The sequence below is a fragment of the Paenibacillus mucilaginosus 3016 genome, from assembly GCF_000250655.1.
In the GTDB taxonomy this organism is placed as follows: Bacteria; Bacillota; Bacilli; order Paenibacillales; family NBRC-103111; genus Paenibacillus_G; species Paenibacillus_G mucilaginosus.
In genome coordinates, this window is record NC_016935.1 from 7235762 (window position 1) to 7260872 (window position 25111).

The 25111-nt window shown below is 62.1% G+C and carries 24 protein-coding genes and 2 pseudogenes; 4 read left to right on the forward strand and 22 right to left on the reverse strand.

The genetic code is table 11. The features are described 5' to 3' along the window. The first annotated feature begins 161 nt into the window (after positions 1-161). Positions 162-1420: pseudogene (locus PM3016_RS29805) on the forward strand (saccharopine dehydrogenase NADP-binding domain-containing protein). A 502-nt stretch (positions 1421-1922) separates the two neighbouring features. On the opposite strand, the gene PM3016_RS29810 reads toward PM3016_RS29805, so the two are convergent. Continuing rightward, on the reverse strand, positions 1923-3038 hold the full coding sequence (locus PM3016_RS29810) for a hypothetical protein (RefSeq protein ID WP_014371988.1): 1116 nt from the start codon (positions 3036-3038) through the stop codon (positions 1923-1925). 187 nt (positions 3039-3225) lie between these two features. Here PM3016_RS29810 and PM3016_RS29815 point away from each other — a divergent pair, with 187 nt between their 5' ends. Together PM3016_RS29815 and PM3016_RS29820 are read left to right on the forward strand one after the other, a co-directional pair. Beyond that, positions 3226-4800 (forward strand): catalase, encoded by a 1575-nt coding sequence (locus tag PM3016_RS29815; protein ID WP_014371989.1) that lies wholly within the window; start codon positions 3226-3228, stop codon positions 4798-4800. Between the two features lie 149 nt (positions 4801-4949). Continuing rightward, positions 4950-5162 carry a cold-inducible protein YdjO-related protein gene (locus PM3016_RS29820; protein WP_013920179.1) on the forward strand — a complete coding sequence of 71 codons (213 nt, stop codon included), beginning with the start codon at positions 4950-4952 and terminating at the stop codon, positions 5160-5162. A gap of 197 nt (positions 5163-5359) precedes the next feature. On the opposite strand, the gene PM3016_RS29825 is transcribed toward PM3016_RS29820, so the two are convergent. The 10 genes and pseudogenes from PM3016_RS29825 to PM3016_RS29870 form a co-directional block, all read right to left on the reverse strand. Beyond that, complete coding sequence (locus PM3016_RS29825) at positions 5360-5581, reverse strand: helix-turn-helix domain-containing protein (protein WP_013920180.1); 222 nt, start codon at positions 5579-5581, stop codon at positions 5360-5362. A 348-nt stretch (positions 5582-5929) separates the two neighbouring features. After that, complete coding sequence (locus PM3016_RS29830; RefSeq protein WP_013920181.1) at positions 5930-7210, reverse strand: ArsB/NhaD family transporter; 1281 nt, start codon at positions 7208-7210, stop codon at positions 5930-5932. A 154-nt stretch (positions 7211-7364) separates the two neighbouring features. After that, positions 7365-8546, reverse strand: coding sequence for a cation:proton antiporter (locus tag PM3016_RS29835; protein ID WP_013920182.1), 1182 nt, complete (start codon positions 8544-8546; stop codon positions 7365-7367). A 142-nt stretch (positions 8547-8688) separates the two neighbouring features. Then, positions 8689-9843, reverse strand: coding sequence for a cation:proton antiporter (locus PM3016_RS29840; RefSeq protein WP_014371990.1), 1155 nt, complete (start codon positions 9841-9843; stop codon positions 8689-8691). Positions 9844-10036: 193 nt separating this feature from the next. Then, positions 10037-10459, reverse strand: a pseudogene (locus PM3016_RS29845) (class I SAM-dependent methyltransferase); the annotation flags it as partial. Between the two features lie 343 nt (positions 10460-10802). Beyond that, a complete protein-coding gene (mscL, locus tag PM3016_RS29850; RefSeq protein WP_013920185.1) occupies positions 10803-11276 on the reverse strand; it encodes a large conductance mechanosensitive channel protein MscL in 474 nt (157 codons plus the stop codon). A gap of 148 nt (positions 11277-11424) precedes the next feature. Continuing rightward, positions 11425-12213, reverse strand: a complete 789-nt coding sequence (locus PM3016_RS29855) for a peptidoglycan-binding protein (protein ID WP_013920186.1) — start codon at positions 12211-12213, stop codon at positions 11425-11427. Between the two features lie 225 nt (positions 12214-12438). Next, positions 12439-13095: a YcnI family copper-binding membrane protein gene (locus PM3016_RS29860; RefSeq protein WP_014371991.1), complete on the reverse strand. Its 657-nt coding sequence runs from the start codon at positions 13093-13095 to the stop codon at positions 12439-12441. An 86-nt stretch (positions 13096-13181) separates the two neighbouring features. Next, positions 13182-13856, reverse strand: coding sequence for a response regulator (locus tag PM3016_RS29865; protein WP_013920188.1), 675 nt, complete (start codon positions 13854-13856; stop codon positions 13182-13184). Further along, positions 13853-14683: a sensor histidine kinase gene (locus PM3016_RS29870; protein ID WP_014371992.1), complete on the reverse strand. Its 831-nt coding sequence runs from the start codon at positions 14681-14683 to the stop codon at positions 13853-13855. The genes PM3016_RS29865 and PM3016_RS29870 overlap by 4 nt, the downstream gene beginning before the upstream one ends. A 325-nt stretch (positions 14684-15008) precedes the next feature. Here PM3016_RS29870 and PM3016_RS29875 point away from each other — a divergent pair, with 325 nt between their 5' ends. Further along, complete coding sequence (locus PM3016_RS29875) at positions 15009-16043, forward strand: ketoacyl-ACP synthase III (protein ID WP_014371993.1); 1035 nt, start codon at positions 15009-15011, stop codon at positions 16041-16043. A gap of 203 nt (positions 16044-16246) precedes the next feature. On the opposite strand, the gene PM3016_RS29880 is transcribed toward PM3016_RS29875, so the two are convergent. The 11 genes from PM3016_RS29880 to PM3016_RS29930 form a co-directional block, all read right to left on the reverse strand. Then, the gene (locus PM3016_RS29880; RefSeq protein ID WP_013920192.1) at positions 16247-16708 is read right to left on the reverse strand and encodes a hypothetical protein; all 462 of its coding nucleotides are present in this window, start codon (positions 16706-16708) and stop codon (positions 16247-16249) included. A 101-nt stretch (positions 16709-16809) separates the two neighbouring features. Continuing rightward, complete coding sequence (locus tag PM3016_RS29885) at positions 16810-17046, reverse strand: hypothetical protein (RefSeq protein ID WP_013920193.1); 237 nt, start codon at positions 17044-17046, stop codon at positions 16810-16812. Positions 17047-17086: 40 nt separating this feature from the next. Further along, positions 17087-17449, reverse strand: coding sequence for a hypothetical protein (locus PM3016_RS29890; RefSeq protein ID WP_013920194.1), 363 nt, complete (start codon positions 17447-17449; stop codon positions 17087-17089). 1 nt (position 17450) lies between these two features. After that, positions 17451-17795, reverse strand: a complete 345-nt coding sequence (locus PM3016_RS29895; RefSeq protein WP_013920195.1) for an alpha-helical endospore appendage domain-containing protein — start codon at positions 17793-17795, stop codon at positions 17451-17453. Between the two features lie 51 nt (positions 17796-17846). Next, complete coding sequence (locus tag PM3016_RS29900) at positions 17847-18137, reverse strand: hypothetical protein (RefSeq protein WP_013920196.1); 291 nt, start codon at positions 18135-18137, stop codon at positions 17847-17849. A gap of 109 nt (positions 18138-18246) precedes the next feature. Next, the gene (locus tag PM3016_RS29905) at positions 18247-19653 is read right to left on the reverse strand and encodes a glycosyltransferase family 2 protein (RefSeq protein WP_014371995.1); all 1407 of its coding nucleotides are present in this window, start codon (positions 19651-19653) and stop codon (positions 18247-18249) included. Continuing rightward, positions 19650-20705, reverse strand: coding sequence for a GT-D fold domain-containing protein (locus tag PM3016_RS29910; RefSeq protein ID WP_013920198.1), 1056 nt, complete (start codon positions 20703-20705; stop codon positions 19650-19652). Before PM3016_RS29910 ends, PM3016_RS29905 begins: the two co-directional genes overlap by 4 nt. 45 nt (positions 20706-20750) lie before the next feature. Then, on the reverse strand, positions 20751-21884 hold the full coding sequence (locus tag PM3016_RS29915) for a CgeB family protein (protein WP_013920199.1): 1134 nt from the start codon (positions 21882-21884) through the stop codon (positions 20751-20753). Positions 21885-21924: 40 nt separating this feature from the next. After that, positions 21925-23061: a CgeB family protein gene (locus PM3016_RS29920; RefSeq protein ID WP_013920200.1), complete on the reverse strand. Its 1137-nt coding sequence runs from the start codon at positions 23059-23061 to the stop codon at positions 21925-21927. 40 nt (positions 23062-23101) lie between these two features. Further along, entirely contained in the window at positions 23102-23830 is a 729-nt protein-coding gene (locus tag PM3016_RS29925; protein ID WP_014371996.1) for a glycosyltransferase family 2 protein, read from the reverse strand. Positions 23831-23851: 21 nt separating this feature from the next. Beyond that, entirely contained in the window at positions 23852-24985 is a 1134-nt protein-coding gene (locus tag PM3016_RS29930) for a glycosyltransferase family 2 protein (RefSeq protein WP_238540357.1), read from the reverse strand. Positions 24986-25111 lie beyond the last annotated feature (126 nt).

The following is a 25111-nucleotide window of genomic DNA, read 5'->3' on the forward strand; positions in this document are numbered from 1 at the left end:
CCTTCTCGTATGCTGTAGACCGCGCCCTGCTCTCCCGTTCCCCCGCAATCAATCTAGCAGCTCTCCCGAATCTAGCAAATTACGCGGATCGCTCCCTCCACTTCCCCACTCCCTTCCCCTGCCGCATGCATATGCTGTTGGCAAAGGGAGGTGAACAAGCCATGAATGCCAGTGAACTTCATCTTACCCTGCTCGGCAGCGGAGGCGGCGTGGCCAAGGCGGTCCTGGGTCTGCTTCAAGCGGCTGCGCAGACTCCCGGTGATCCGCTGCAGGATCTTCTGTCCCGCAGCACGCTGCATCTGGTGGATCTCCAGCAGAAGGAGCCGGGATATTACAGCACCCTGTTCCCGAAGCTCTATCCGCGCCTGCAGCTGCATGAGTTTGACGCGATGGATACCGCACGCCTGGAGCAGCACCTGCGCACCACAGGCACCCGGCTCGTGATCGACGTTTCCTGGGCGGATACGCTGCAGATGCTGCAGTGCTGCAATCAGCTGGGTATCGCTTATGTCAACACCGCATTAGAAAATACAGCCGTAGACGAGGACGAGTCCCTTGAGGGCTTCACGCTGCTCGAGAGATACCGCCGGGTCGAAGCCGTACGCTCTACCCTGAAGGGGCTGCGGGCGATCATCGGCTCCGGCATGAATCCCGGCATTGTACAGTGGATGGCGCTCGAGCTCCGGGCCCAGGTGCCGGACGAGGAGCCGGAAGCCTGCTATATCGTGGAACGGGATACTTCGTTCTACCGCGATCCCGCACTGGCGAAGCCGGGCACGCTCTACTCCACCTGGTCGCCCGAATGCTTCCTGGACGAAGCTATATTCAACCACCCTCTGTACGTAAGCCGGGGGATTCCGCATATTCTGCTCAGCAAGGTCTATCAGCAGGAGTTCCGGGTGGAGCTGGGGGATGTGAACTTTTACGGCCGCCTCATGCCACACGAAGAGGTCCTTACCCTGGGAAACAGGTTCAAAGGAGAGATCGGCTTCCTGTACCGGGTTAACGATGTGACGACAGCCGCCATCCGGGACCATCTGGACCGGCTCTCCGAGCTGTGGGACTGGGAGGAAAAGGTACTCGACCCCTCGGAAGCGGAGCTGGCGGGCGAGGATCTCGTCGGAGTGCTGCTCGTGTCAAAGACAAGGAGCGGTTCATGTATAATGTCATGACGCATACCGAGGTGCATCCGGCCTTCCCGACGAACGCTACCTACTACCAAGTAGCCTGCGGGGTCTATGCGGCGCTAGCCGTCCTGCTCCGGGACACCCCGCCTGCCGGCGTGCACTACGTAGATGAGCTGTCCGAGGAGCTGCTCGCACGCTATGGAACCTATGTGCGGCAGCATATGCGCCATTTTGTGACCGGCGAGAACCCGAAGAGCAGCGGACTGCTCTTCCATCGCATGCGCGAAGGGTAAGGGCGCCTTACTCGCTCCTTACGCCCATCCTCTCGCCTAATTTTCGCCCTCACTCATACCCTTCCTCTCGCCCTAATTTTCGCCCTTACTCATACCCTCACTCTCGCTACTTACTCTTGCCCTCACCCTCACTGTCGCCCTTGCTCTTCCTTGCCCTCGCCCACACTCTCGCCCTTACTCTCACCCTCACTCGCTCCCCTACTCGCCCCTTATGCCCTTGCTCTCGCCCTTGCTCTTGCCCTAACTTTCGCACATACTCTTACTCTCACTCGCGCCCTCACTCTCACTCCCGCCCTCACCCTCACTCCCGCTCCCGCCGCTATTCAACCGGCGGAAATGTACGGCATGCATCCTGCCGGACGGCACTCCAAGAAGACCAACCTGCGCCTCCGGGCCGGGCAAGGAAGACAGCCTCCTCCTCCCATCAGGCAGGACAACGGGAACAGCCTCCCCATTGTGGGAAGGCTGTTATTTTTTACACCTGTCCTGCATCATCCGCCAACTACAATCCCTGCGCCTTGCGATTCAGCCAGTGTACGCCTGTAGGCCGGTGACCGTTTTCCTCGATCTCAACAAAATCGACATGGTCCCATTCGCTGATCTTCTTCAGCGCCTCGCCAGTCGCCATGCCTTCCAGCTCTGTCACGAAGTAACTCTCCCTCGGCTTCTCCCCGAAAATCTTCGTGAGAAGATCCTTGTCGGTCTGGAACCAGCTGTAGGTCGTGCGCTCATCCGTCTTCTTCTGTTTGTAGCTCTCCGCGTAGTACTGCGTAATCTTGACCCCAAGCTCCTCCAGCCGCTCCGATCTCCATTCCGAGTCCAGCAGCGACCTGTCCGGCTTGGCCGTGATCGCGAAGCGGTACGTCTGCGTATCGGAAGCCTCCAACAGCTTCTTCGTCTGCTCGGTCTTATAGAGATCCAGCGCCTCATGGGACGTAATCCGCAGGTAAGCGCCTTTCACCGGCAGAATCTCCTCATCCACCGACTCATACCAGAGCGGGAAGAACGGCAGAGCATCCGGGTCCAAAGGAACTTTGGTCCGCCAGGCCGCAACCTCCGCGCCGTTCCAGCTCATCGTGCCGATCCGGTCGTCCGACCCCGGCAGGTCGGTCACCTTCGCCCCCGGCATATAAGTGGTGTAACGGACCTGCGAACGGAGAGTCAGCGCGGGGTCTTCGGTCCCCGACTTGTACCAGGAAGAGTACAGCCGGTAGGTCTTGCCTCCCAGCAGGTCCGATGCGCCCGTTACCGTGACCCTGACGGTTTCTCCCTGCTTGTCTCCGGCCGGAATCCGGTCGAACTTGGCCCCGGGCAGCGTAGTCGCCATCACGGCACCCTTCAGCTCGTTCTCCACATCCGCCATCCATCTCAGCGCGGGCACATAAGTATAGACCGCCTTGTTCTTCTCCCGCTCGCCCAGCTTCTCCTTGCTCCACTGCAGGGAGGTCTCTACGGTGAGCGTCTGATCATCCATCCGTTTCGACTCCAGCGCCCCTTGGGCCGGAAGATCCCAATTCGCCGCATCCGCATTCGTGAACTCCGCAGTCCCGGCCAGGGCATTGGATCCCAGCAGCAGCTGAAGCGAGAGGAGGGCCGCGACGGCTCCTGTTTTTTTCATGGCTTTCTCCTTCAATATATGGTAATAATTGGAAAAGTACGATTCCAGTATAACCCATTCTTGGAGTGCCTTCAACCAACAATGAGTGCCGCGGTGCCTCTGCCTCCGCTTAACAGACCCATGCATAAATTATCTTCCATCGGAAAAAAATGGGTAGGTCCATGACCCGACAGGAGGAAGCATACATATGACACCAGCCAATGAACATGACAATGACATGACCCTGACGAACCGCCAGGGCCATCCCATCTCGGACAACCAGAATATCCGTACGGTAGGCAGCCGCGGCCCGTCTACACTGGAGAACTACCATTTTATCGAGAAAATCTCGCACTTCGACCGCGAACGCATTCCGGAGCGTGTGGTGCATGCCCGCGGCGCCGGGGCACACGGCTACTTCGAAGCTTACGGCACCGTAGGCGACGAGCCCGTCTCGAAGTACACGCGCGCCAAGCTGTTCCAGGAGAAAGGCAAGCGGACGCCGGTCTTCGTGCGCTTCTCCTCCGTCGTTCACGGCGGCCACTCGCCCGAGACGTTCCGCGACCCGCGCGGCTTTGCGGTCAAATTCTACACGGAGGACGGCAACTGGGACCTCGTCGGCAACAACCTTAAGGTGTTCTTCATCCGCGATCCGCTGAAGTTCCCGGACATGGTGCATGCGTTCCGTCCCGATCCGGTGACGAATCTCGGGAACCCCGAGCGCTTCTTCGACTTCGTCTCGAACTCTCCGGAAGCGACGCACATGGTCACGTTCCTGTATTCCCCATGGGGCATTCCGGCGAACTACCGTCAGATGCAGGGCTCCGGCGTCAACACGTACAAGTGGGTCAATAAGGAAGGGCAGGCCGTCCTCGTCAAATACCACTGGGAGCCGCTCAAGCAGGGAATCAAGAACCTGACGCAGAAGGAAGCCGAAGCGATCCAGGCCAGAAATACAAGCCATGCGACGCAGGACCTGTACGAAGCGATCCAGCGCGGCGATTATCCGGAGTGGGAGCTCTGTGTGCAGATCTTGAGCGATGACGAGCATCCGGAGCTCGACTTCGATCCGCTGGATCCGACGAAGCTGTGGGACCATGAGAAGTTCCCGTTCCTGAAGGTCGGCAAGATGGTGCTCAACAAAAATCCGGAGAACTATTTCGCCGAAGTGGAACAGTCCGCGTTCGGTACGGGTGTGCTCGTGGACGGCCTCGATTTCTCCGACGACAAGCTGCTGCAGGGCCGCACCTTCTCTTATTCGGATACCCAGCGCTACCGCGTGGGCACGAACTATCTGCAGCTGCCGATCAACGCGCCGAAGACGCATGTGGCAACGAACCAGCGCGACGGGCAGATGGCCTTCATCGTGGACCGGGCGCCGGGCCAGAGCCCGCACGTCAACTACGAGCCGTCTTCGATCGGCGGGCTGAAGGAAGCCGCACCGTCCGGCAAAGATCACGAGCCGGCTTACAATGCGAAGCTCGTCCGCCAGAAGCTGGAGCGCACGAACGACTTCGGCCAGGCCGGCGATACGTACCGCAAGTTCGAGGACTGGGAGCGCGACGAGCTCATCTCGAACCTTGTGGCGGACCTCAGCATCTGCCGTCCGGAGATCCGCGACCGCATGATCTCCCACTTCACCCAGGCCGACGCCGATTACGGCCGCCGGGTGTCGGAAGGCGTTGCCGCCCTGCTTGCGAACTCGCCGCACCTCGGCTCCGTCTCCGCCCAGGAGGGTGCAGAGATCGCCAAGAACTCCGGCCATGGGACCGACGGATACTAGGCATTGGGCTCGGAGGCAGGCTCGGGTAATCCGGGCCTGTTTTTTTCAACCCTTAAAGCCGAAATAATGTGGAATTTCAGCCCAAACCCTCTTGCATGCGGAACCCCAAAATGGTTACAATAAAAACCGCTTTGCTAGGAGGTGTCCTGATGGACGTGCAGCAGGAAGAAAATAAACCCGAACTGAAACCGACCGTCATCTGGAAATGCAAGAATGCGGACTGCAAGGCCTGGGTCCGCGAGGAATTCGCGGCAGCGGAATATCCGGAGTGCCCGATCTGCAAGGGGCCCACGATCCGCAGCTACAAGCATCTGCCCGCTGTAGCCAAGGCCAAGAAAGCAAGAAAGAAAGCGGCTAAGTAGCCACCGAAAAACGGCTGAAGCGGGGTCGCCCGGCCATCCGTAAGCCCTCACCGCCCTCTCCCCCAGGAGACGGGCCGGCGGGGGCTTTTCGGTAGCCTGCCTGTGTACGCCCAAACCAAAGAGCCTTTTTCGCGTGCACTTCCGAGAAGAAGGAAGTGCCCCGAAAAAGGCTTGTTGTGGTGTATGCAGGGGATCAATCAGATCTGCAGTTCCCCAAGCTTGATCAGCTCGACTACCGCCTGCGAACGGCCTTTTACGTTCAGCTTTTGCATCACGTTGGAGATATGGTTTCGCACGGTTTTCTCACTGATGAAGAGCTGCTGCGCGATATCTTTGGTCGTTTTGTCCTGCACCAGCAGTTCAAATACTTCCCTCTCGCGGCTTGTGAGTAAGAACTTGCTCTTGTGATCGCTGCCCAAGTGTCACCCCTCCTTGCCCGGGTTTTTGTATCATTACAAGGTCTAGGGATACAGTCAAATCCAGTTTATGAACGGGAGTACTATGTGGTGCGTCCACTGCATAAAATAGGCGCTGTGCCAAGTTAAACGGCTTCGCCGTCCTGTAAGGATGAGGCGCGTTCAAGGAAAATAACCGGCCCCGCCATCCTCCAGAGACAGCAAAGCCGGTTATCCAATATGACAGACGATGGAGACGGCGGGCGGCGGGAGAACCGACTCTTCAATCAAATAAAGGGACGGGTCCCAGGAGACCCGTCCCTTCCGTATCCGAAGCAGTGCTCATGCAGATCGCACTGCCTGCCGGCCGGTTTAGAGCAGATAGCGCAGATAAATATAAACCGTGCAGAGCACGATGGACAGCAGCATGAGCGGGAAGCCGTATTTCAGGTAGGTCACGAACTTGATCGGATACCCTTCCTTGCCGGCGATTCCGGCGACGATCAGGTTCGCGCTGGCCCCGATCAGGGTGCCGTTGCCCCCGAGGCAGGCTCCGAGCGCCAGGCTCCACCAGAGCGGCTCGAGGTTCTCGACGCCCCGCACACCCATCTCCTGGATCAGCGGGATCATCGTCGCCACGAACGGAATGTTGTCGAGGAAGGCGGAGGCGATGGCGCTCAGCCACAGGATGAGCATGGAAGCGGCCACAAGGTCGCCGCCGGTCAGCTCGACAGCCTTCTCGGCCATACTGGCCACGACGCCGGTCTCAACAAGACCGGACACGAGGACGAACAGGCCGACGAAGAAGAAGATCGTCGTCCATTCGACCTTCTCGAGCGCCCGCTCCATCTTATGCTCGCCCGTGAAGAGCAGGAGCAGGAAGGCCCCGGCCAGCGCCACGGTGGCCGACTCGAGATGCAGCAGCTGGTGCAGGAAGAACCCGAGGATCGTCAGCCCGAGCAGCGTCAGGGACAGCTTCAGCAGCTTCGCATCGGTGATCAGCGGGGCCGCCTCCATCTCCATCACCTTCTTCATCCGCTCCGGGGTGCTCACCAGCGACTTGCGGAAGAGCAGGACGAAGATCGGGATATACACGAGCATGATCAGGGCCGAGATCGGCGCAAGATTGTAGATGAAATCCATGAAGCTCAGCTCTTCGACGGCGCTGCCGATCATGATGTTCGGCGGGTCGCCGATCAGCGTCGCGGTCCCCCCGACGTTCGAGGCGATAATCTGGGAGATGAGGAAGGGCACCGGATTGACCTGCAGCTGCCGCGCGATGCTGAAGGTGACGGGCACCATCAGCAGAACGGTCGTCACGTTGTCCAGGAAGGCGGAGCAGACGGCGGTGAGCAGCATCAGATAGATCAAGATCCTGACGGGGCTTCCCCCCGCCTTCTTCGCGGCGACAACGGCTATGTAGGCGAATAAGCCGGTCTCCGCCGTGATGCCGACCATGATCATCATGCCGACGAGCAGGCCGAGCGTGTTGAAATCAATGTGATGCAGCGCCGTCTCCTGGGAGACGATCCCGAATACCACCATGAGCACGGCCCCGAGCATGGCGACGATGGTCCGGTGGATTTTCTCGGAAATGATGAGCGCGTAGATCAGCAAAAAAATGGCGATGGCATAATAAGCTTGTTGTTCCATGACTCCTCCAGCATTCCGATATAATTGGCGGCGAAACCCAAAAAAGACAAAAGGAAGCCTGCGCTTGACAGACTCCCCCTGTTTACTGCCTATTCGGTTCCAAAACACTCCCCTGATTATAGAAGAATTCCCCCGTGAAGTAAAGCATGCCCTGTTAGACCACCCGGAGCTTCGAGACCAGCTTCTTGAGCGTCGTGCCCTGTACCAGAAGGGAGAACACCACGTTGCTGAACGTCATCGCAAGCAGCAGCTCCCTGCCTTCGAAGTCCGGCGCCACCCCGAGAAGCAGGGCGATCGACAGCGAGCCCTTCAGGCCTCCCCAGGCGATAATGGGCTTCCAGGCGGCCGGCACATCCCGGCAGGGCACCAGGGCGGTATACACGGCGATGAGCCTTGCCGCCAGGACGATGAGTATACTGATCGAGATCGGCACCCACTTGTCCGTGAACGAAATATTCGCCACTTCGAGTCCCACCATGAGAAAGATCAGCGCGTTGGCGATGAAGGCGATCGTTTCCCAGAAGGAGTCCATCTTCTCGTGCGTGAGCGGGCTCATCCCGATCCGCCTGCCGTACGTGCCGAGAATAAGGCCTGCCAGCACCACCGCAATAACGCCCGAGAAGTGGAACAGTTCGGCTATCTCGAAGGCGCCGTAGAACAAAACGATCGACAGGCCGATCTCCACGAGATAGTTATCGATGCCGGCGGTCACTTTGGAGGCGGCATAGCCGCAGGCCGCTCCTACCGCCATCCCGCCGAGGATGACCTTCAGGAATTCGAACGATCCCCCGAGCACGCTGGACCAGGTCAGGACGGTGGTGACCAGCGCGATTTTGAACAGAACGACCGCGACCCCGTCATTGGCCAGACTCTCTCCCTCCACGATGATCGACAGCCGCTGGTTGAGGCCCATCGACTTGAAGATGCTGAGGACCGACACGGGGTCGGTAGCGGCCATGAGCGCCCCGAAGACCAGACTGGTCTGCAGGGAGAGGCCGAGCAGCAGATAAGACAGCAGCGCAATCATCACGAAGGTGAGGAGGGTTCCCGCCAAGGCGAGCCAGAGGATGGGCCGCTTGTTCTCCTTGAGCTCATGGAAGGGAAGCTTCAGGGCGGCATCGCCGATCAGGGCCGACAGGAAAATGAGGATGACGGTCGTCCGGAAGACGGTATCCGAAATCACGTAAGCCTTCACCTCTTCGAGCAGAGGCAGCGGTGCGATCCCGAGCAGGAGACCGGTCACGACTAGCAGCGTCGGATAAGGCTGCTTCAGTTTATCCGCCAGATAAGCGACGGCGACGGCAATCGCCAGCAGGATGAGCCAGTTATGCAGCATGGTCTGCCCTCCCTTTCTAATCCATCCTCCCAATCCACGGGGGCTGGCAGGAGCTTGTCTCTAAGTATTTAAGGGGCTTCCCGGGCGGATGAAACACCGGAGGAGCACCCGGAGGAACCCGGGAGCCGAATCCTTCCCCGGTTCAGCGGGACTCCGCCGTCTCCAGCTGCGGAGCATCCTTGAAGAAGAGCTTCATCATCGGAGGCGTCACGATTGTGGTGACGAGCACGACCACGACAATCACGGCGAACATCTCCTTGTTCAGCAGCCCGTTCTCCAGACCGATCGCCGAGATGATCAGGGCCACTTCCCCCCGCGAGACCATGGCGGCTCCGATTCCCCAGGAGCTCCTCCAGGCGAACCCCGACAGCTTCGCTCCTAGTGCCGCCCCCACCAGCTTGGTTGCGATGGCCAGCACGCTCAGCCCGGCAATGAGCCCGAGGTTCTGCGTAATGCCGATGAACTCCGCCGTAACCCCGATCGAGGTGAAGAAGACCGGCACGAAGATCGAATAGCCCAGCGTCTCGACTTTTTCGAACACCTCATGCTTGTAAGGCGTGACCGAGATCGCCACCCCGGCGATATAGGCCCCGATGATGGCCGCCACCCCGGCAGACTCGGCAAGATAAGCATAGAGGAAGCAGATGATCAGCCCGGCCGAAATTACCGTCTCGGATACCCGGAGATGCGCGAAGCGCTTCAGGAACCACGGAACGAGCTTCCAGCCGATGAGGATCGCCCCGGCGAAGAACACGAATTTCTTGAGCACCACCATGCCGAGATTCACATCGCCGCCCGCAAAGCTCATCACGAAGGCCAGCGCGATAATGACCAGCACGTCGTCGATGACGGCCGCTCCCAGGATCGTGGCACCTTCCCTCGTCTTGAGATTGCCCATCTCCTTGAGCGCCTGCACGGAGATGCTGACCGAGGTAGCGGACAGCAGCAGGCCGAGGAAGACCGCTTCGAAGACGGGCAGGTTCAGCATGACGCCCGCCAGATATCCCAGGGAGAAGGGAACGATGATCCCTGCAACGCCGACGAACAAGGAAGGCTTGCCGGTTCTTTTGAACTCGTCGATATCCGTCTCGAGACCCGCGATGAACATGAGAAGAATGACGCCGATCTGGCTGATCTCCTGCAGAATGTCGGTGTTGTTCACAATGCCGAGAACGCTCGGTCCGAGCAGAATGCCGATCAGCAGCTTCCCCAGCACCGAGGGCTGTCCCAGTTTGACGCTGATGTCCCCCGCCACCTTGGAGGCAATAAGAATGATGGCCAGCTGAAAAATAAGCACGATGGTCTCACCTGTCTTTCTTTTGTCGTTAGGATGTGGATTTTCCGGTAAAAAAACACAAAAAGAGCCTGCGACCACCGATCTGCTGTAAAAAAGGCACAGCAAACCCGGGGTGACAGGCTCCTCCGAAAAACACGATCCGTATATAGGCGGTACTACGCGGAAGTCCGCGGATGGTTTCAAAACAGGCGCATTATTTTTTTCGGCACACATAGACGAACGCCGGCGGCACATTCAAGGGGACGAAGCGGATCGCTTCGATCTCGAACGAGCGGCTGAGCAGCGAGCGCATCTGCAGCGAATACTGGAACGCAACGAAGCTGCCTCCCGGCTTTAGCGAATCCACAATCTCCCGCAGCAGCCTCGCTCTCAGCGGCGGCGGGAAGTTGAAGAACGGCAGGCCGCTGATCACCGCGTCCAGCCCCTCCATACCTTCCCGGAACATCGCATCCCGGATATGGCAGGCATCCGGGTGGCAGGTGAAGGACGGGAAGCGCTCCTTGAGCTGGCTGCGCAGGGCGGGCTCGCGCTCGAAGAGCAGCACCTTCGCCTCTCTGCCGGCCGCCTGGGCTATGTACTTCGTCAAGGCCCCCGTGCCCGCGCCGAGCTCCGCCACGTGCAGGGTGCGGTCCCAATCCAGGCAGCGCGTCATCGCCTGCGCCAGATACTTGGAGCTCGGCATGACACTGCCGACTTCCTTTGGAGATTGGATGAATTTATGTAAGAAGACGAGCTTCTCCTGTACGATGGCACTCAAATTCATACGAACCGTTCCTCCTCACTCAGTTATTACTAGGTTACCCAAACTTTCTTAAGATCAAAGCGGGACGTTCCTGAATATTTTCTTAAGCGAGGAAAGCTGGTCCGGAATCACACGGAACCGCCCCGGCATGAGGGGTTCCGCGGTCTCGTATGGAATGTCGGCGGATAGAAGCTCTGGGTGTCTTCGGTGAGACCGGTCAGCCTCTCTCTACGTCCAGCGCATGGAGCTGGGCCGTACAATATTTGCAGCGGGAGGCCTTGCGCGGGATCTCCGACAGGCATTCCGGGCACTCCGTCATATTGGCTTTGGGATCGGGCTTCGCCTCTTCCTTGCGCCGCAGCCGGTTCAGCTGCTTCACCGCAATGAAAATGACCAATGCGACAATCAGGAAATCGAGCACATTGTTGATAAACAGGCCGTAGTTGAACGTAGGTGCGCCTTCCAGCTTGGCTGCAGCGAGAGAATCATACGTTTTCCCGTTGAGCGGAATGAACAGGTCCGAGAAATTCACTTTCCCTACCAGCAGACCGATCGGCGGCATGACCAGATCATTCACGATCGAAGTCACGACCTTGCCGAACGCCCCTCCGATAATCACCCCGATGGCCAGCTCGATCATATTCCCCTTGATGGCAAACTCTTTGAACTCCTTGATAAACTTGGACGCCATAAAACCTGAACTCCCTTCATTTTTCCAAACATTCCCTAAGGTGTTCTCCTATTGTACAACATGCCGGGGACAAGGGTAAACGTTTCCTTCGGCGCGGCATTCATATAAAATCCCCGAAGCCTCGCTCCGGGGATGGACCTGCCTTCGGTTATTTGCCGATAAACTGCTGGGTGAACATCTTGCCGCACGGTCCGCCGTTCACGATCCCGATGCCGATGTGCGTGAAGTCCTTGCTGAGGATGTTCGCGCGGTGGCCCGGCGAATTCATCAGCGCCGTATGCGCGGCCTGTACGCCCTGGTTGCAGGCAATATTCTCGCCGGCCGTCCGGTACGCAATCCCGAACCGCTTCATCATATCGAAGGGCGATCCGTAGGTCGGGGACTGGTGGGAGAAATAGTTGTTGTCCACCATGTCCTGGCTCTTCAGGCGCGCCACCTTGGACAGCGGCAGATCGACGGCGAGTGCAGGCAGTCCCGCCTGGGCTCTGGCCTGGTTCACCAGCGTCACCATCTGCTGCTCCTCGCTCGTCAGCTGATACCCGGACGGCTGCGGTGCAGGCGCCGGGGCCGGCGTCGGTGCCGGGGCTGGCGTTGGGGCCGGGGTTGGCGTGGGTGCCGGAGCCGGCTTCTTCGGGATCTTCAGGTTCCCGTAAGCCCACAGGATGGACTGCAGGGTCTCGCTGTCCACCGCTCCCGTCACCGGAAGCCCGTAGGCCTTCTGGAACAGCTTCACGCCGTTCTCGGTGACAGGCCCGTAAGTTCCCGTAATCGTGCCGGAGAAGTAGCCGAGCGACTTCAGCATACCCTGAACGGCATACACATCCGGCCCCTGGGAGCCCCGCCCGAAGGCGAAGACCGTGCCGGAAGCCGCCACGCTGACGACAAGGCACAAGGCAAGCAGCATCGCCGTTTTCTTTTGGCGCAGTTTTTGCATCATGGATTCGTAGTCCTCCCTAACTCATAAGTCGAAGCTACTTTGAAGCATCCCCCGTGCATTTCCTTTTTATCCAGATCAACGGCTCCGCCGTCCTTGAAGCCCTTGGGCTGCGTAATCCGGGCCGGTCTTCTCCCTCCCTCGGCGCTTACGGCAAAGAGCCCCCCGGAGAGGGAGGCACGGTATCGTGCTTCCCCCGGGGGGCTCAACTTTCTTCCGGGCGGCCGGTTACCTGCGGCGCAGCAGGGACACCGCCAGCGAGGCGGCGCCCAGGATCAGGGCCAGGGCCGACAGGTAGAGCGGCGTCTGCGAAGGCGCAGCCGCTGCGGCTGCCGGCTCGGCGCCCGCTGCCGCAGCAGGGGCCGCTGTGTGGCCGTGGCTGTCCGCCGCCGCGCCGGCGGGCTTGGCGTTCACCTTGGTGACCGAAGCCGGCTTGTCGGCGCCTTCGGCACCGGTCCACTCGACGACGCTGCCGTCCTTGTACGTCTGGTAAGCTTTCCACGAGATCGCCGTGGCGTTGTCCGCTACCTTGCCGGACATGTAGAACTCGCCGAACTCGGTCGGCCCGAGACCTTCGCCGCTGGCGGTCCAGATCACGCCCGTAATCTTGTTGTCCGCATCCCTCTTGATCTCGTAGGTCCATCCCGGCTTCGGCTCGAAGCGGGAGACCGTTACGGCATCCAGCGGGAAGCGGACCTCCACCTTCACGGTGGCGGCGTCCTTCTCCGAAGGCACGCGCACCGCGAATTTCTCATAAGTGCCCTGGGTCGTTTCTTTGGGATATACGGTCACGTGGGCACTGGCGATGCTTCCGCCGAGCAGTGACATCAACAGGCCTGCCGCAAGCAGGTACCGGATCGGTTTCGTAGTACGCATGGTTCGCATGGTTCGGGTCCCCTTCCTCTATACGCTCATTCTGTCCTTAGTTACTGTACTGTAAAAGGCGTATAGAAGAAAATGACTCGACCGGGCTATTTGTCCTCCGAACTATGGCCGAACTGTGTCAATCCGTGCCTCACGGCATAAGCGGTCAGCTGCACCCGGTTGTCGAGCGCGAGCTTGGCCAGAATGTTCTTGATGTGGTTTTTGACCGTGTGCTCGCTGATCACGAGCCGCTCCGCGATCTGCCGGTTGCTCTGCCCGCTGGCCACGCAGCTGAGAATCTCGCACTCCCTCGCCGAGAGCACGGACGCCGCCGGGTCCTCCTGCAGCGGCTGCTGCTGGGCGGAGCGGAACGAATGGAACAGGCGGTCGGCCAGACCCCGGGAGACTTCGCTGTCCTCGTCGAGCAGCCCCCGCAGGTACGCGATCCACTCGTCAGGGTCCATGTTCTTGAGCAGATACCCCTGCGCCCCGCAGCGCACCGCGGTGAAGAGATCGGCGACATCGTCGGAGACGGTCAGCATCACCACGCGGATCTGCGGGTAGAGCGCCTTGATCCGCTTCGTCGCCTCCAGGCCGTTCATGCCGGGCATCTGCAGATCCATCAGCACGAGGTCCGGCAGCAGCCGGCCGGCCGCTTCCACCGCCTCCTCCCCGCCCCCGGCCTCTCCGGCCCATTCAAAGCCCGGCTCCCCCTCCAGCAGCTGCCGGATGGCCCGCCGGGACAGCGGGTGATCGTCGGCCACCAGTACACGGTAGCTCATAAGCTTCCTCCTTCCCCGGACGGGCTGTGCCGTACGGCCAGTGTGATCGTCAGTCCTTCGCCCTCTTCACCGCTGAGGACGAGCTCCGCCCCAAGCTCCCGGGCCTGCTTGCGCATCAGGCCGAGGCCGTAGCGCCCCGCCCGGTCGGCGCTGCCTGGCGCCAGGCCCAGCCCGTTATCGGCTATGCGCAGCCGCCAGGTCGAGCGGCCTTCTTCCCCGCTGACGAGCTCCAGCCAGGCCCGGTCGGCCATCGAATGCTTGCGGATATTGGTGAAGGCCTCGCGGATGATCGAGAAGAGCGGCACCTCGGCGGACGGCGGCAGCGCCCCGAGGTCCATAGCGATCCGGTGCTCGACCGGTATGCCGCTGAGCACGCTCCACTCCTCCAGCCAGGTCTGCAGGCGGGAGGCGAAGGTCGCGCTCTCCTCCGGCACCGTCCGCAGGTTGAAGATCGCCTGCCGCAGGTGGTGGTCGATCTCCGAAACGGCCGAGCGGGCTTCCTCGAGCTGGCCTTTCTTCAGCTGCACGTTCAGGAAGAACAGGGTCTGGGCGATGTTGTCGTGCAGCTCGCGGGCCAGCCGTTCCCGCTCCTCATAGACGGCATGCCGGGCCTGCTCCCGCGACAAGCGCAGGTTAACCGATTCAATGCGGCGGAACATCCACGAGGCGAAGAGATAGGAGAGCAGCAGCGTGAGTATAAGCATATAAAAATTGCCGGTCTCCATCGACAGGCTGTCCAGCAGAAATTCATGCCGCACATACTCGAAGCCGCCGATGATCAGCGGAGGCACGAGGATCGTGAGCAGCTTCAGCGTTTTCATCGACATCAGGGAATCCCACTTTCTTTTTCTTGTCATCGGGCAGGCTTGTACCTTGGGAAGTCCTCCCTATTATACACCCCGGGCGCTCCCTCCTACGAGAGCAGCTTCCGGTACCCCTGCCCCTTCCGCGGCGGCTGCTCCCGATTCTGCATAAGTCGGATTCCCTGCGGCACATACTACGGACATGTAGAATGTGGAAGCGCCGGACAAGCCCTGACGGGGGAGCATCCAAGCCAAGTGGAAAAATTAGGATTGACAAGGAGGCCTGCATGCGTTAACTTAGTACCAGGTACTATATTCAGGTCATTAAAATTGAACCCGAGGTGATCTTATGTCCACCGGCTTGTTCCCCGCCTCCGCACCTTACCGTCCGCGGATTACGGCGATTGGCAGCTACACGCCCGAGCGCCGGCTCACGAATGCCGAGCTGGAGCGTCTGGTCGAAACGAATGATGAATGGATCGTACAGCGGACCGGTATCCGCGAACGCCGTATCTGCGCACCGGAGGAGTCGACGGGCACCCTGGCGATCCGGGCGGTGCAGAACCTCGTCGAGCGCTACGGCTCCGCACTCGATGACGTCGACCTGCTGATCGTCGCCACAAGCACGCCCGACTTCGCCTTCCCGGCCACCGCGTGCCTCGTTCAGGCCCACTTCGGCATCCCGCACACGCTGGCCTACGACCTCAGCGCGGCCTGTGCCGGCTTCGTGCACGGGCTGCATACCGCCTCCGGCATGATTGCCTCCGGGCTGCACCGCAAGGCGCTCGTCATCGGTGCGGATGCGCTCTCCAAGATCACGGACTACACCGACCGGACCACCTGCATTCTCTTCGGCGACGCCGCCGGTGCCGTGCTGGTGGAGCGGGACGAAGCGCGGGACGCGGAGAGCTCCCTGCTCGCCTATACCGCCGGCACCGACGGCCGCGGCGGCCCGCACCTGTACCGTGCCGTCACCGCGGTGAGCTGGACCGACGGCGAGCCCGTCCCCGCCGGCGGCAAGCTCATGCAGAACGGCCGCGAGGTGTACCGCTTCGCCGTGCAGACCGTGCCCCGCGCCTCCGCCGAGCTGCTCGAAGCCGCAGGCCTGTCCCCCGCGGATGTGGACTGGTTCATCCCGCATTCGGCGAACCTGCGCATCATCGAGTCGGCGTGCGAGAAGCTCGGCATCCCGCTGGAGAAGACCCTGCACACGATCGAGGACTACGGCAACACCTCGGCGGCGACCATTCCGCTGGCCCTGGATGAGGGCGTGCGCGCCGGACTCCTCAAGGACGGCGACAGGCTGCTCCTGTTCGGCTTCGGAGGCGGTCTCGTCTATGGCGGACTGCTCCTGAAGTGGAAGGAGCTTCAGCCGCGGGTATAGATGCAGGCTTCGTCCAGCCGCTGCTCCGTTCCGCCCGGACACCGGCCGGTGCCTGCCATGAGCGGAGGCGGAGCACCGCTTCAGACCCGCCTCCGCTCCCCGGGGCATGCCAAAAGATGACTCCTGTGCCGGCCGGGAGTCATCTTTTTCCTATTCTAAGTACCCTGCGCCTAAGGTGGACTGAGCGCGTACCTGCACGCCCCTCACGCTTCCTGCTTCAGCAGGAACAGCGCCGCAAGGCGGTCCACCCCGTCGCTCATCGCCAGGAAGAACACATCCCTTACCCGCGGACTCGGCGTAAGAAGATACGTATCGCGGAACTGGCGGATCGCCTCCCGTTCCATGCCGATCGCCTCCCGCAGCCCTTCGCGGTACGATACGGCAGAGGTCCCGGCCGGCTCGATCTTCGGCTCCATGCCTTTGAGCTCCACATACAGTTCCCGGACCAGCGCAAAGTGGCCCTTGGCCTGCAGCAGAAGCCTCTCCAGCTCCTCGGCCTCCGCCTCTCCCGGCGCCAGCTTCGCCAAGGCGGCATAGATGCGGACCGAGCCGGCAATATGGTTGAGACTCCACTGCAGACCCTCCAGGAAGCGAAGCACATCCCGGTACTGCAGCTTCATGGCGGCGGCGAGGCGGCTCGAGGTTTCCAGCGAATACATGCTCATGACGTTTTCCTCCCGTCACATCCGAGAATCCTTACGCGATCATTGTATTCGCCGGAGCCCAGATGTGCGACTGCCGGCAGCGGGAAACTTCAGGCCCTGTACTACAGCTCGGCATAAGCCGCATCATGGCCTTCCTCCAGACCTTTGCCGTATCCATGGTTGAAGCCTGCGTCATAGCCGTCGTTATAGCCGCTGTTATAACGGACCGCGTAGCCGGGGCCCCGCCGGACCGCCTTCTTTCGTCTGCGGCTGCTCCCCGGGGGGGCGGAAGCTGTGCCCGAAGCGGCCCGCTTACGCTTGCGTGCCTTCACCGGACCGGCGGATCTGACAACCGTCACGGCCTTCCGCCGTTTCCTCCCCGGTGTGTGTCGTTTCATCCTAACCGCGCTTCGTTTCGCCCGCCTGGTCTTCATGCGCGGCACCTCCCTTCTTCCGGCCTCCGGTTCCCTGCCGCCGGGCTACCGGGAGCCCGGCGCCCGTCACTTCCCCGCAGAGCCACGGCCGGGCCGGCACCCCGCTCCTGGGGCGGCGGCCGATCGTCAGGCCGGTGATCTTCACGGTCATCGCCCTCTGATAGGCGCTGATCGCCTGCAGATTCTCAGCCAGGTGCCTGGCCGCCGCCTCCGTGGAGACGCCGACCTCGGCTATCCCTTCGAGCATACGGGCCAGGGCCCGCTGGCTGCGGGCCAAGGAGTGCAGCATATCGAGCTTGATGTCCTGCTCCAGCTCCCACCGGTTCATGTCAGTTCTCACCCATGCCGAACATGTCTCCGAGTCCGCCTCCCTGCATGCCGCCTCCGCCCATCCCGCCTTCCTCCTTCTGGTTGAGCAGAATCTGCAGATTGCGGGTCAGGGCGTTCTCCATCTTCGTCACGCCCTCGATCACTTCGATCAGCTGGTCGTGGATATCCATCGTTTCCTTCACCTGTACCGCATGGCCGTCATAGGCCGCGACCGACAGGTGATTACAGATCCAGTGGCGCGACTTCTCGGCCTCCGCCGTCTTGGCTTCCAGCATCAACGCGATATTGAGCTGAATCTTGGCGGCCGCCTTCATGATGCGCGTAAGCGATTCGGCTCTGTTCATCCGGTTGTCCCCCTCTCCTGCTGCGCGGCCGCGGCTTCCCGTCGGACCCGCTTATTCCTCCCCGGGCCCATCTCCAAGCTCCCTGACGATGCACTCCAGACTCCCCGACATGGCTTCCTCAAGGTCGGACAGCACGTTAAGATACGAAGTCACGCTCTTGGTGACCGAGAGGGAGTGTTCCATCAATGCGTCCAACCCTTCAAATTCAGGGTTTACGGGTGGAATGTATTGGTTCATGAGCGCGAGATGGCACACGACACACCGTTTGGCCTCCAGAATGCTGGCAAGCTCCTCCTGCGATTTGGCCATATGAAGAATGATTTCATCGATCTGCTCCTGCACCCGGTTCTCCTCCTCTTCCCTATTCTTCCCTCTATGCTATGCCGCACAGCGGGGCACAGCCACTGGCTCTGCCGCCCAATTCAGCGGCAGTTGACCGGCGGCTGTGCCCTTACAAGTTATCCGCCTTCAGCGTAACCGGAGCGATGAGGGGCAGTCCCCGGGGCAGCCGGGAAGCCAGCTGCGGATCAAGCGGCAGCGGGCCCGGACGGCCGGCTCCCCAAACCTCGGCGGCATGCGGAGAGGTGAAGCGGCGCAGCGTCCCCTGCTCGTGCAGGTACAGGTGGTCATCCTCGCCGCGCAGCAGCGCCCCTTCCGGCGGCAGGCCCGCATCGCTCTCACTCCAGGCGCTCTGGATCTCCGCCGCCGCGACCGCTTCTCCCACCGGCAAATGCCGCAGCTCGATGTGGGAGAGCCGCACCGCCGGGAGGCCCGGAACGCCCGGAACGCCCGGACCGTCGACGGGATGCCGTACACCGCCGCGAAGCCAGAACAAGCGGCCGGTATAGCTCTGCACCAGCGCCTCCCGGGGATACAGCCGGAACGTATCGAGGAAGCCTTCCGAGACGTTGGCCGTCTCCCCCGGCAGTGCCTGGGCGTCCCCCCATTTGCGCCCGTAATAATCCTGATTGCGGCCGTACACCTCGCCCATCTCGGTTCCGAGCGCCTTCACACTCACGCTCCCGACGTGATGAATGAACGTGTCCCCGGCAATCACCAGTTCATGGCCGAGCAGACGAACCCGCAGGCAGAAGTCGTCGTCCTCGCAGTTGCCCTTCTCGAAGCCCTCGTCAAAATAGCCGAGACGGTCGAACAGCTCCCGCCGCAGCAGCAGGCAGAATCCCGTAATCCGGGTGGTGGGCCTCCAGCGGGATGCATCCGGGACGTTGAATTCCCTTGCGAAGCGGTGCATCTCCTTCATCGAAGCGTAGGAGACCGGCTGCAGCTGCTCCCCGCTGATATAATTGGTCATCGGTCCGACCAGCCCGATCCGCTCGTCACTGTGGAGACAGCGGAGCAGATTGCCGAGCCACCCCTGCGTCACCACCGTATCGTTGTTGAGCAGGAGCAGCGTCGATCCCCTCGCCATCCGCATCCCTTGGTTCACCCCGCCGGCAAAGCCGATATTCTCGGCATTGATCCGGAAGCGCAGCTGCCCCCGCATGGACTGCAGGTACTCGGCCGTTCCGTCCGTCGAGGCATTATCGATCACGATAATCTCGTGAGGCTCGGGCGTATACTGCCGGATGCTCTCGATGCAGGCCTTGAGCAGCCCCGCCTGATTATAGGTAGGAATAATAATGCTGCAGCCTTCCCACGGCTGGCGGTACGACTGCAGGCCGGCCGCTCTTCCCTGCTCCAGGCCGGCCGGGTAGCCGGCATGATACCCTGCGGAGTAGCCCCTGCTGAAGACGTCTGCCCGGGTTCCGGCACGCAGGTGCCGGCTCCGGCGCGTCTTCCCGCGGACGATGCCCGGCCGGGCTGCCGCCTTCACCTGCGGACCTCCACGCCCTCTCATCGGAAGGGCTCCTGCCGCTTCCCGAGCTCATCGGCGAGGTGGCCGAAGTCCAGGGCGACCCGCCCCATCTCCGAGGCAATCCGCTCGGCAATCGTCACCGCCGCGATGCCCGAGGAAACGAGGGCGATATCGAACGAGCAGCCGCGAATCTCGTCCATGACCCGCGGAATATCCTTGACACCGTTCACCGGCGTCACTACGGCGCTGACCGTGATGCCGTTCTCGGTGAGCACCTCGGCCAGCGGCTTCATCACGTTGCCCGCCAGCAGAACGCGGCGCCCGCGAAGCAGCCCGCCGAGGTATCCCTGGTGGTGCAGGTAGTAGTTCACCAGCGAATGGGTCAGGCTGAGCTGCAGGTAGTCGATCCCATGAGCACGCAGCGCCTTGAAGGCCAGCGGCTGGTACGTGAAGTTGCGGAGCTTCGGAATCCCCACAACCGTGGCGGCCCGCAGCGAAGCGGCCAGCTGGTCTCTTGCGGCCAGATCCGGAACGTCTACACCGGCATAGCCAAGAAAGGCCCCCCGGCTCCGTACCTCCTCTATCGGCAGCACAACCTCCTGGGCCAGCGTCAGCACCTCCCCGTCGCCGATCCGCACCAGTGAGAACGGCTCGCCGCGGTCCAGGGCTCCCTGAATCCGCTCGGCAACCTGCTGGGCGCTCTGCAGCAGGAACTGCCGGGATTGCAGCTGCTCCACGCCCGCTGCAACGATCTCACTGATAGAAACCTCGGGAAGGATCGCATCGAAGGGCAGCGTCAGATCGACGATCGCATCGCCCCCGGCATAGAGTCCCTTCCCGTAGCCCTCGTCATAGCCTTGATCGAATCCCTGGTCGTAAGGGCCCTTGCCGCCCTCCGGTGCCTCCCGGCTCTTCCGGCCGTCCCCGTAGCCCGCCTGGTAGCCCCGGGTATGGGCCTCATCGATCATCCGGTTGACCGCCCCCAGGGTGAGACGGCCTCCGGGCCTGCGCCCGGGCCGCTTCAGGATCAGCCGCCGGGTCCGACCCGGAGCCCGGGCCGCCCGCCGCTTCCTTTTTACATTGAATTTCTGCATGTCTTCGTCACCGCCTCCGGTAGAGTTAGGGCCATTAGCCCCGGATCAGGGCCCAAACGCCGCCTGCAGCAGTTCGCCCAGCCTGACCGTATACGTATGGTCCCGAAGGGTACGGGCCAGTGCGTTCCGGGCGATCCGGCTCCGCTCCGCCTCATGCCCGAGATAATACCTGATCTTGTCGACGAGCTCCTCCGGGGAAGCGAACGTCTCGATCTCCTGCCCGGGGACATAGAAGCCGGCCAGCCCCTCCCGGGCGTCCACAAGCTGCAGCGTGCCGCAGGCGGAGATTTCGAAAGTCCGGGGATTGGGCGACACGGCGGGCACCCCCTGCCCGTTCGCATTGACCTCCCCGTCGTCATGCGCCCGGTGCAGGTTGATCACCAGCTTCGCCCCGCTGTAATACTGCACCGTCTCCTCCGGCGACAGCCAGGCCGCGTCCTCCCTCAGGCTCGGCTTCAGCAGCTCATAGTTCGAGAGCCGCTCCCACCACCTGCCGGCGATCAGGGTCCTGCGGCCGGCCAGCTCCGGTGCGATCGCATCGAACAGGGCCACCCGGTTGTGGTATCCGCTGCCCAGGAACAGGATGTCGGTATGATGGGAGGCCGGTGCCTTGCCGGGCCGATAGATGCCCGGGGCCGCCGCCAGCGGGATGAAATGCACCTCGGAGCAGCCCCGCTCCCGGTACCAGTCCACACAGGTGCGTTCGATCGTGAACACCACGTCGTAGCTGCGGGCCACCCCTTCCGACACATCGGTGTAGTAGGGGTCGTCGGTAAACCAGACCGCCGTCCGGATGCCCCCTTCGCGGATGGCGCGGATCGTCTCCGCGGACACATAATTCAGCCCGTTAAACACCAGCAGCAGATCGGGCCTCAGCCGCAGTGCCGCCTCCTCCAGGTTCTCGAAGGGCGTCATCACGTGCAGCTCCGCCACAAGCGGACGCAGGCTCTCCAGCAGTCCGCGCTCGATCGTCATGTAGGGCTCTCCCTGTCCGGACACGACAAAAATCAGGCGGACCGGCCTGGCGGGCGGACGCTGCTCCGGAAACCGCCGGATGACCGCCTCGCACCTGCCGGCATGATAGCCTGCCTCCGTGCCGGTCCGGTAGCCGGCTTTCCAGCCCGCGCCATAGGCGCCGCTTCCCTTCCGTGCAGGCCGTTGTCGCCTGGAAATGGCCACGCCTTCTCCCTCCTTTTCTAATAAAGCTAAGCTTGGGAACCTACGTCCAGACCGTCCGGAGCAGAGCCTCCACCCGGTGCCGGTACGTATGCTCTTCCCGGGTCCGGCGCAGGCCCCGAAGAGCGATGGCTTCCCGTTCCGCGTCATGGGCCAGGTAATAGGCCGCCACATCCATGAATTCCTCCGGGGATTGATAGGTGGCCACCTCGATCCCCGGCCGGTACATCGCCGGCAGGTCAGCACGGACATCGGTCAGCTGAAAAGCGCCCGCCGCACAGATCTCGTAAGTCCGCGGATTGGGCGAATGCGCCTGCAGGCCCCTGCTGTTATGATCCCCGGGGTCCGAGTCGGCCCGGTGGAGATTCACCACGATTTTGGCTCCGTTATAATAGGTACAAACCTCCTCCGGCGGCATCCAGCCCACATTCTGCCGGATTTTCCCCTCCAGCCGATCGAAGCTCTGCAGCCGGTCCCACCACCACCCCGCAATGAGCACCCTGTGCTTCTCGAGAAAAGGGGCGATCCGGTCAATGAACTCCACCCGGTTCGGGAAGGCGTTGGCTATCAGGCAGATATCGGTATGAATTCCCCTGTCGACCATGCGCGGATAATAGATGTGCGGACCGGCCGCCAGCGGCAGATGATATACCCGCGGGCAGCCGAGCTCCCGGTACCAGGAAACCGTGTTCGCCTCATGGGTGAACACATAGTCATAGAGCGGCGCGATCTGGCTGCTTCGGTCCGTATGGTACGGATCATCCACAAGCCACAGCGCAGTCGGAATGCCCTGGCTCCGCAGAGACTCCACTTGGGATACCGGAAAACGGGTGCCGTTCAGCACGATCACAAGATCGGGCTTCTCCTCAGCGGCCCGGCCGGCCGCATCCTCCGATTCGTGCAGTCCGGCCGCTTCGCTCACGAGACCCTGGAGGGCTTCCAGAATCCCCCCGTCGATCGACTCGAAGCCCTCTTTGACGAAGAACACCTTGGCCTCCCTCAGAAGCCCGGTTCCCGGCGGTGTCCGGGCCGCTACGGCTTCGCATGCGCCCGTATGCCAGCCGTAACGGCTGCCCTCCGCGAAGCCGGCCGCATGGCCCTCGCCCCAGCCGGAGACCGCAGGTCTTCTTCCCCTCCCGCGGGGGGCCGGTAGACTTCCCCGTCTTTTGCTCCCTCTCACTTCCACACCTCCAGAGGGACGCTCTTCGTCCCGTTAACTTTTATATAAATTGCTGCGGATCGACGCCCCACTTGGCCATGAAGATCTCGCGGTTGCGGCGGATCAGCTCCTTGACACCTTCCTGCGGCTCCTGGCCGAAGCTCGCGCTGCCCTGGTGATAGACGAAGGTGTCCCCGGCGGCCATGAGCCGGTATCCGGCCGCCCGGGCGCGGTAGCAGTAGTCGTCGTCTTCAAAGTGGCCGGGCGAATAAGCTTCATCGAGCAGGCCGATCCGCTCCATAGTCTCCCGCTTGAACAGAAGGCAGAATCCGATCAGCCGCCGCACCTCCTGCCACTTGGCCGGATCGGGCTCATTGGGCACGCTGTCCGCCTGCTCCGGGGTATTATAGGGCGTATCCACCATCTGCACCCCGCTCGCATAGTTCGTGACGGGGCCAACCAGCCCCATATCCTCACTGGCGTACAGACAGCGCATCAGGTTGGTCAGCCAGCGGGGGGCCACGACCACGTCATTGTTCAGCAGAAGCACCGCATCCCCGCCGGCAAGCTGCATTCCCAAATTACAGGCAGCCGGGAACCCCCGGTTCGACGGCGATGAGATCAGCCGCACCCCTGCCTGCAGGCAGTACTCCACGGAGCCGTCCCGGGACCCGTTGTCGACCACAATGATTTCGTACGGCGTTTCCGTGTGCCGGCGGATCGAATCGATGCACCGGACCAGCAGCGGAAGGCCGTCCTTGTGGGGTATGACAATACTGGCTTTTTGCACGTGAACCTCCTCCCCTCCCGTCTACAGAACCTCTCTGCGTCTCCTCGTATCCGGATAGCCGAGACGGCTTCCTCGCAGCTGCCGGGCTTGGTGCAGCGCCTCCATATGGTCCCCGATGATCAGCTCGGCGACCGGGTTGCCGCCTCCCGTGTTGCGCAGGTTCACCCTGTTCTTCGTGACGACGTCGACGCTGCAGGGCGCCTTGACGTTCAGTCCGCCGAGAAGGCCTACGGCCTGCGCCACCGGCGGTACAGCCAGATGCCGAAAGCCTATCGTCTCCAGCGCTCTGCGCGACAGGGCATGAGGAACCGCCGTCAGGGAATTCGCCTGCAGGTCGCCCCGCCCCAGCGTGTGGTTCAGGAAACGCTTGACGATGCTCACCCCGTCCCAGCGCTTGAATGGTCCGAGGTAAGGCGTGATATCATTGAGCGCCACATCCGTTCCCTGGTCCACAGCCGCAAGGAAAGGCAGGAGCTGCTCCGCCGTTACGGGAATGTCGCCGTCCACGAACAGGACAATGTCCGCCCGGGCCAGCTTGGCGCCGATGCCCCGGCCGACGTCATATCCGAGCGCCTCGGGGTAATGGACGACGAGCGCACCCGATTCCGCCCGCACCCGGGCGAATGTGCCGTCGTCCGATCCGTTAACCACCACGATCAGCTCATGGAGATGCAGGCGCTGCAGCTCCTTCAGAATCCCCCCGATGGTGGCCTCCTCGTTCATGACCGAGAGCACCGCAGCTGCCGTGCGGTCGGTTGGCAGCGGCAGGATCCCGCCCGTCTCCAGGCCCGACTGCCGGCCGAAGCCCTCGGCGAAGCCTCGGGCCGCCGCCGCGTAGTGCTTCCACGAGCCCCGGGCCAGACCGAAGCGCCGCATCAGCGGCACCCAGCGCTCCTGAAGCGCCTGTGCCGGGCTCGCGGCCGCGGCCGGGTCCAGACCTCCTGCGGCCTGGCTGCCGGCCTGCAGGCCCCAGCGGTACCAGGACGCTTCGCTGCGCCCCGTGCGCGGGTTGAAGCGGGCCGCGCCGCGCGGCTGCACCCGCTTGCGTCCGGCTGGGCCCCGCTTGGACGGGACCGCCCTCCGGAGAGCCGGCTTGCGGACGGGTCCGCGCTTAGCGCCTCCTGCCCGTCTGCGGCGGCCCCTGCCCTCCCGCACGGCCGATACCTGCAGCAGAGCGCCTCTGCCCCCTGGATGCCTCCCGGCGGGCGCCGGCGGACCCGCATGCCGGGGAATGCTTTCTTGATCCGTGCCTTCCGTGCTTTCCGTGCTTTCCGTGCCGCC

What these genes read in the sequence shown, in the direction of transcription:
- PM3016_RS29830 (WP_013920181.1), bottom strand. Translation starts at nt 7,210, where the DNA reads ATGGAACAACAAGCTTATTATGCCATCGCCATTTTTTTGCTGATCTAC.
- mscL (WP_013920185.1), bottom strand. Translation starts at nt 11,276, where the DNA reads ATGGCGTCCAAGTTTATCAAGGAGTTCAAAGAGTTTGCCATCAAGGGG.
- PM3016_RS29870 (WP_014371992.1), bottom strand. Translation starts at nt 14,683, where the DNA reads ATGTCGATGAAAACGCTGAAGCTGCTCACGATCCTCGTGCCTCCGCTG.
- PM3016_RS29865 (WP_013920188.1), bottom strand. Translation starts at nt 13,856, where the DNA reads ATGAGCTACCGTGTACTGGTGGCCGACGATCACCCGCTGTCCCGGCGG.
- PM3016_RS29810 (WP_014371988.1), bottom strand. Translation starts at nt 3,038, where the DNA reads ATGAAAAAAACAGGAGCCGTCGCGGCCCTCCTCTCGCTTCAGCTGCTG.
- PM3016_RS29835 (WP_013920182.1), bottom strand. Translation starts at nt 8,546, where the DNA reads ATGCTGCATAACTGGCTCATCCTGCTGGCGATTGCCGTCGCCGTCGCT.
- PM3016_RS29855 (WP_013920186.1), bottom strand. Translation starts at nt 12,213, where the DNA reads ATGATGCAAAAACTGCGCCAAAAGAAAACGGCGATGCTGCTTGCCTTG.
- PM3016_RS29880 (WP_013920192.1), bottom strand. Translation starts at nt 16,708, where the DNA reads ATGAGCATGTATTCGCTGGAAACCTCGAGCCGCCTCGCCGCCGCCATG.
- PM3016_RS29860 (WP_014371991.1), bottom strand. Translation starts at nt 13,095, where the DNA reads ATGCGAACCATGCGTACTACGAAACCGATCCGGTACCTGCTTGCGGCA.
- PM3016_RS29815 (WP_014371989.1), top strand. Translation starts at nt 3,226, where the DNA reads ATGACACCAGCCAATGAACATGACAATGACATGACCCTGACGAACCGC.
- PM3016_RS29895 (WP_013920195.1), bottom strand. Translation starts at nt 17,795, where the DNA reads ATGAACAGAGCCGAATCGCTTACGCGCATCATGAAGGCGGCCGCCAAG.
- PM3016_RS29905 (WP_014371995.1), bottom strand. Translation starts at nt 19,653, where the DNA reads ATGAGAGGGCGTGGAGGTCCGCAGGTGAAGGCGGCAGCCCGGCCGGGC.
- PM3016_RS29910 (WP_013920198.1), bottom strand. Translation starts at nt 20,705, where the DNA reads ATGCAGAAATTCAATGTAAAAAGGAAGCGGCGGGCGGCCCGGGCTCCG.
- PM3016_RS29875 (WP_014371993.1), top strand. Translation starts at nt 15,009, where the DNA reads ATGTCCACCGGCTTGTTCCCCGCCTCCGCACCTTACCGTCCGCGGATT.
- PM3016_RS29820 (WP_013920179.1), top strand. Translation starts at nt 4,950, where the DNA reads ATGGACGTGCAGCAGGAAGAAAATAAACCCGAACTGAAACCGACCGTC.
- PM3016_RS29890 (WP_013920194.1), bottom strand. Translation starts at nt 17,449, where the DNA reads ATGAACCGGTGGGAGCTGGAGCAGGACATCAAGCTCGATATGCTGCAC.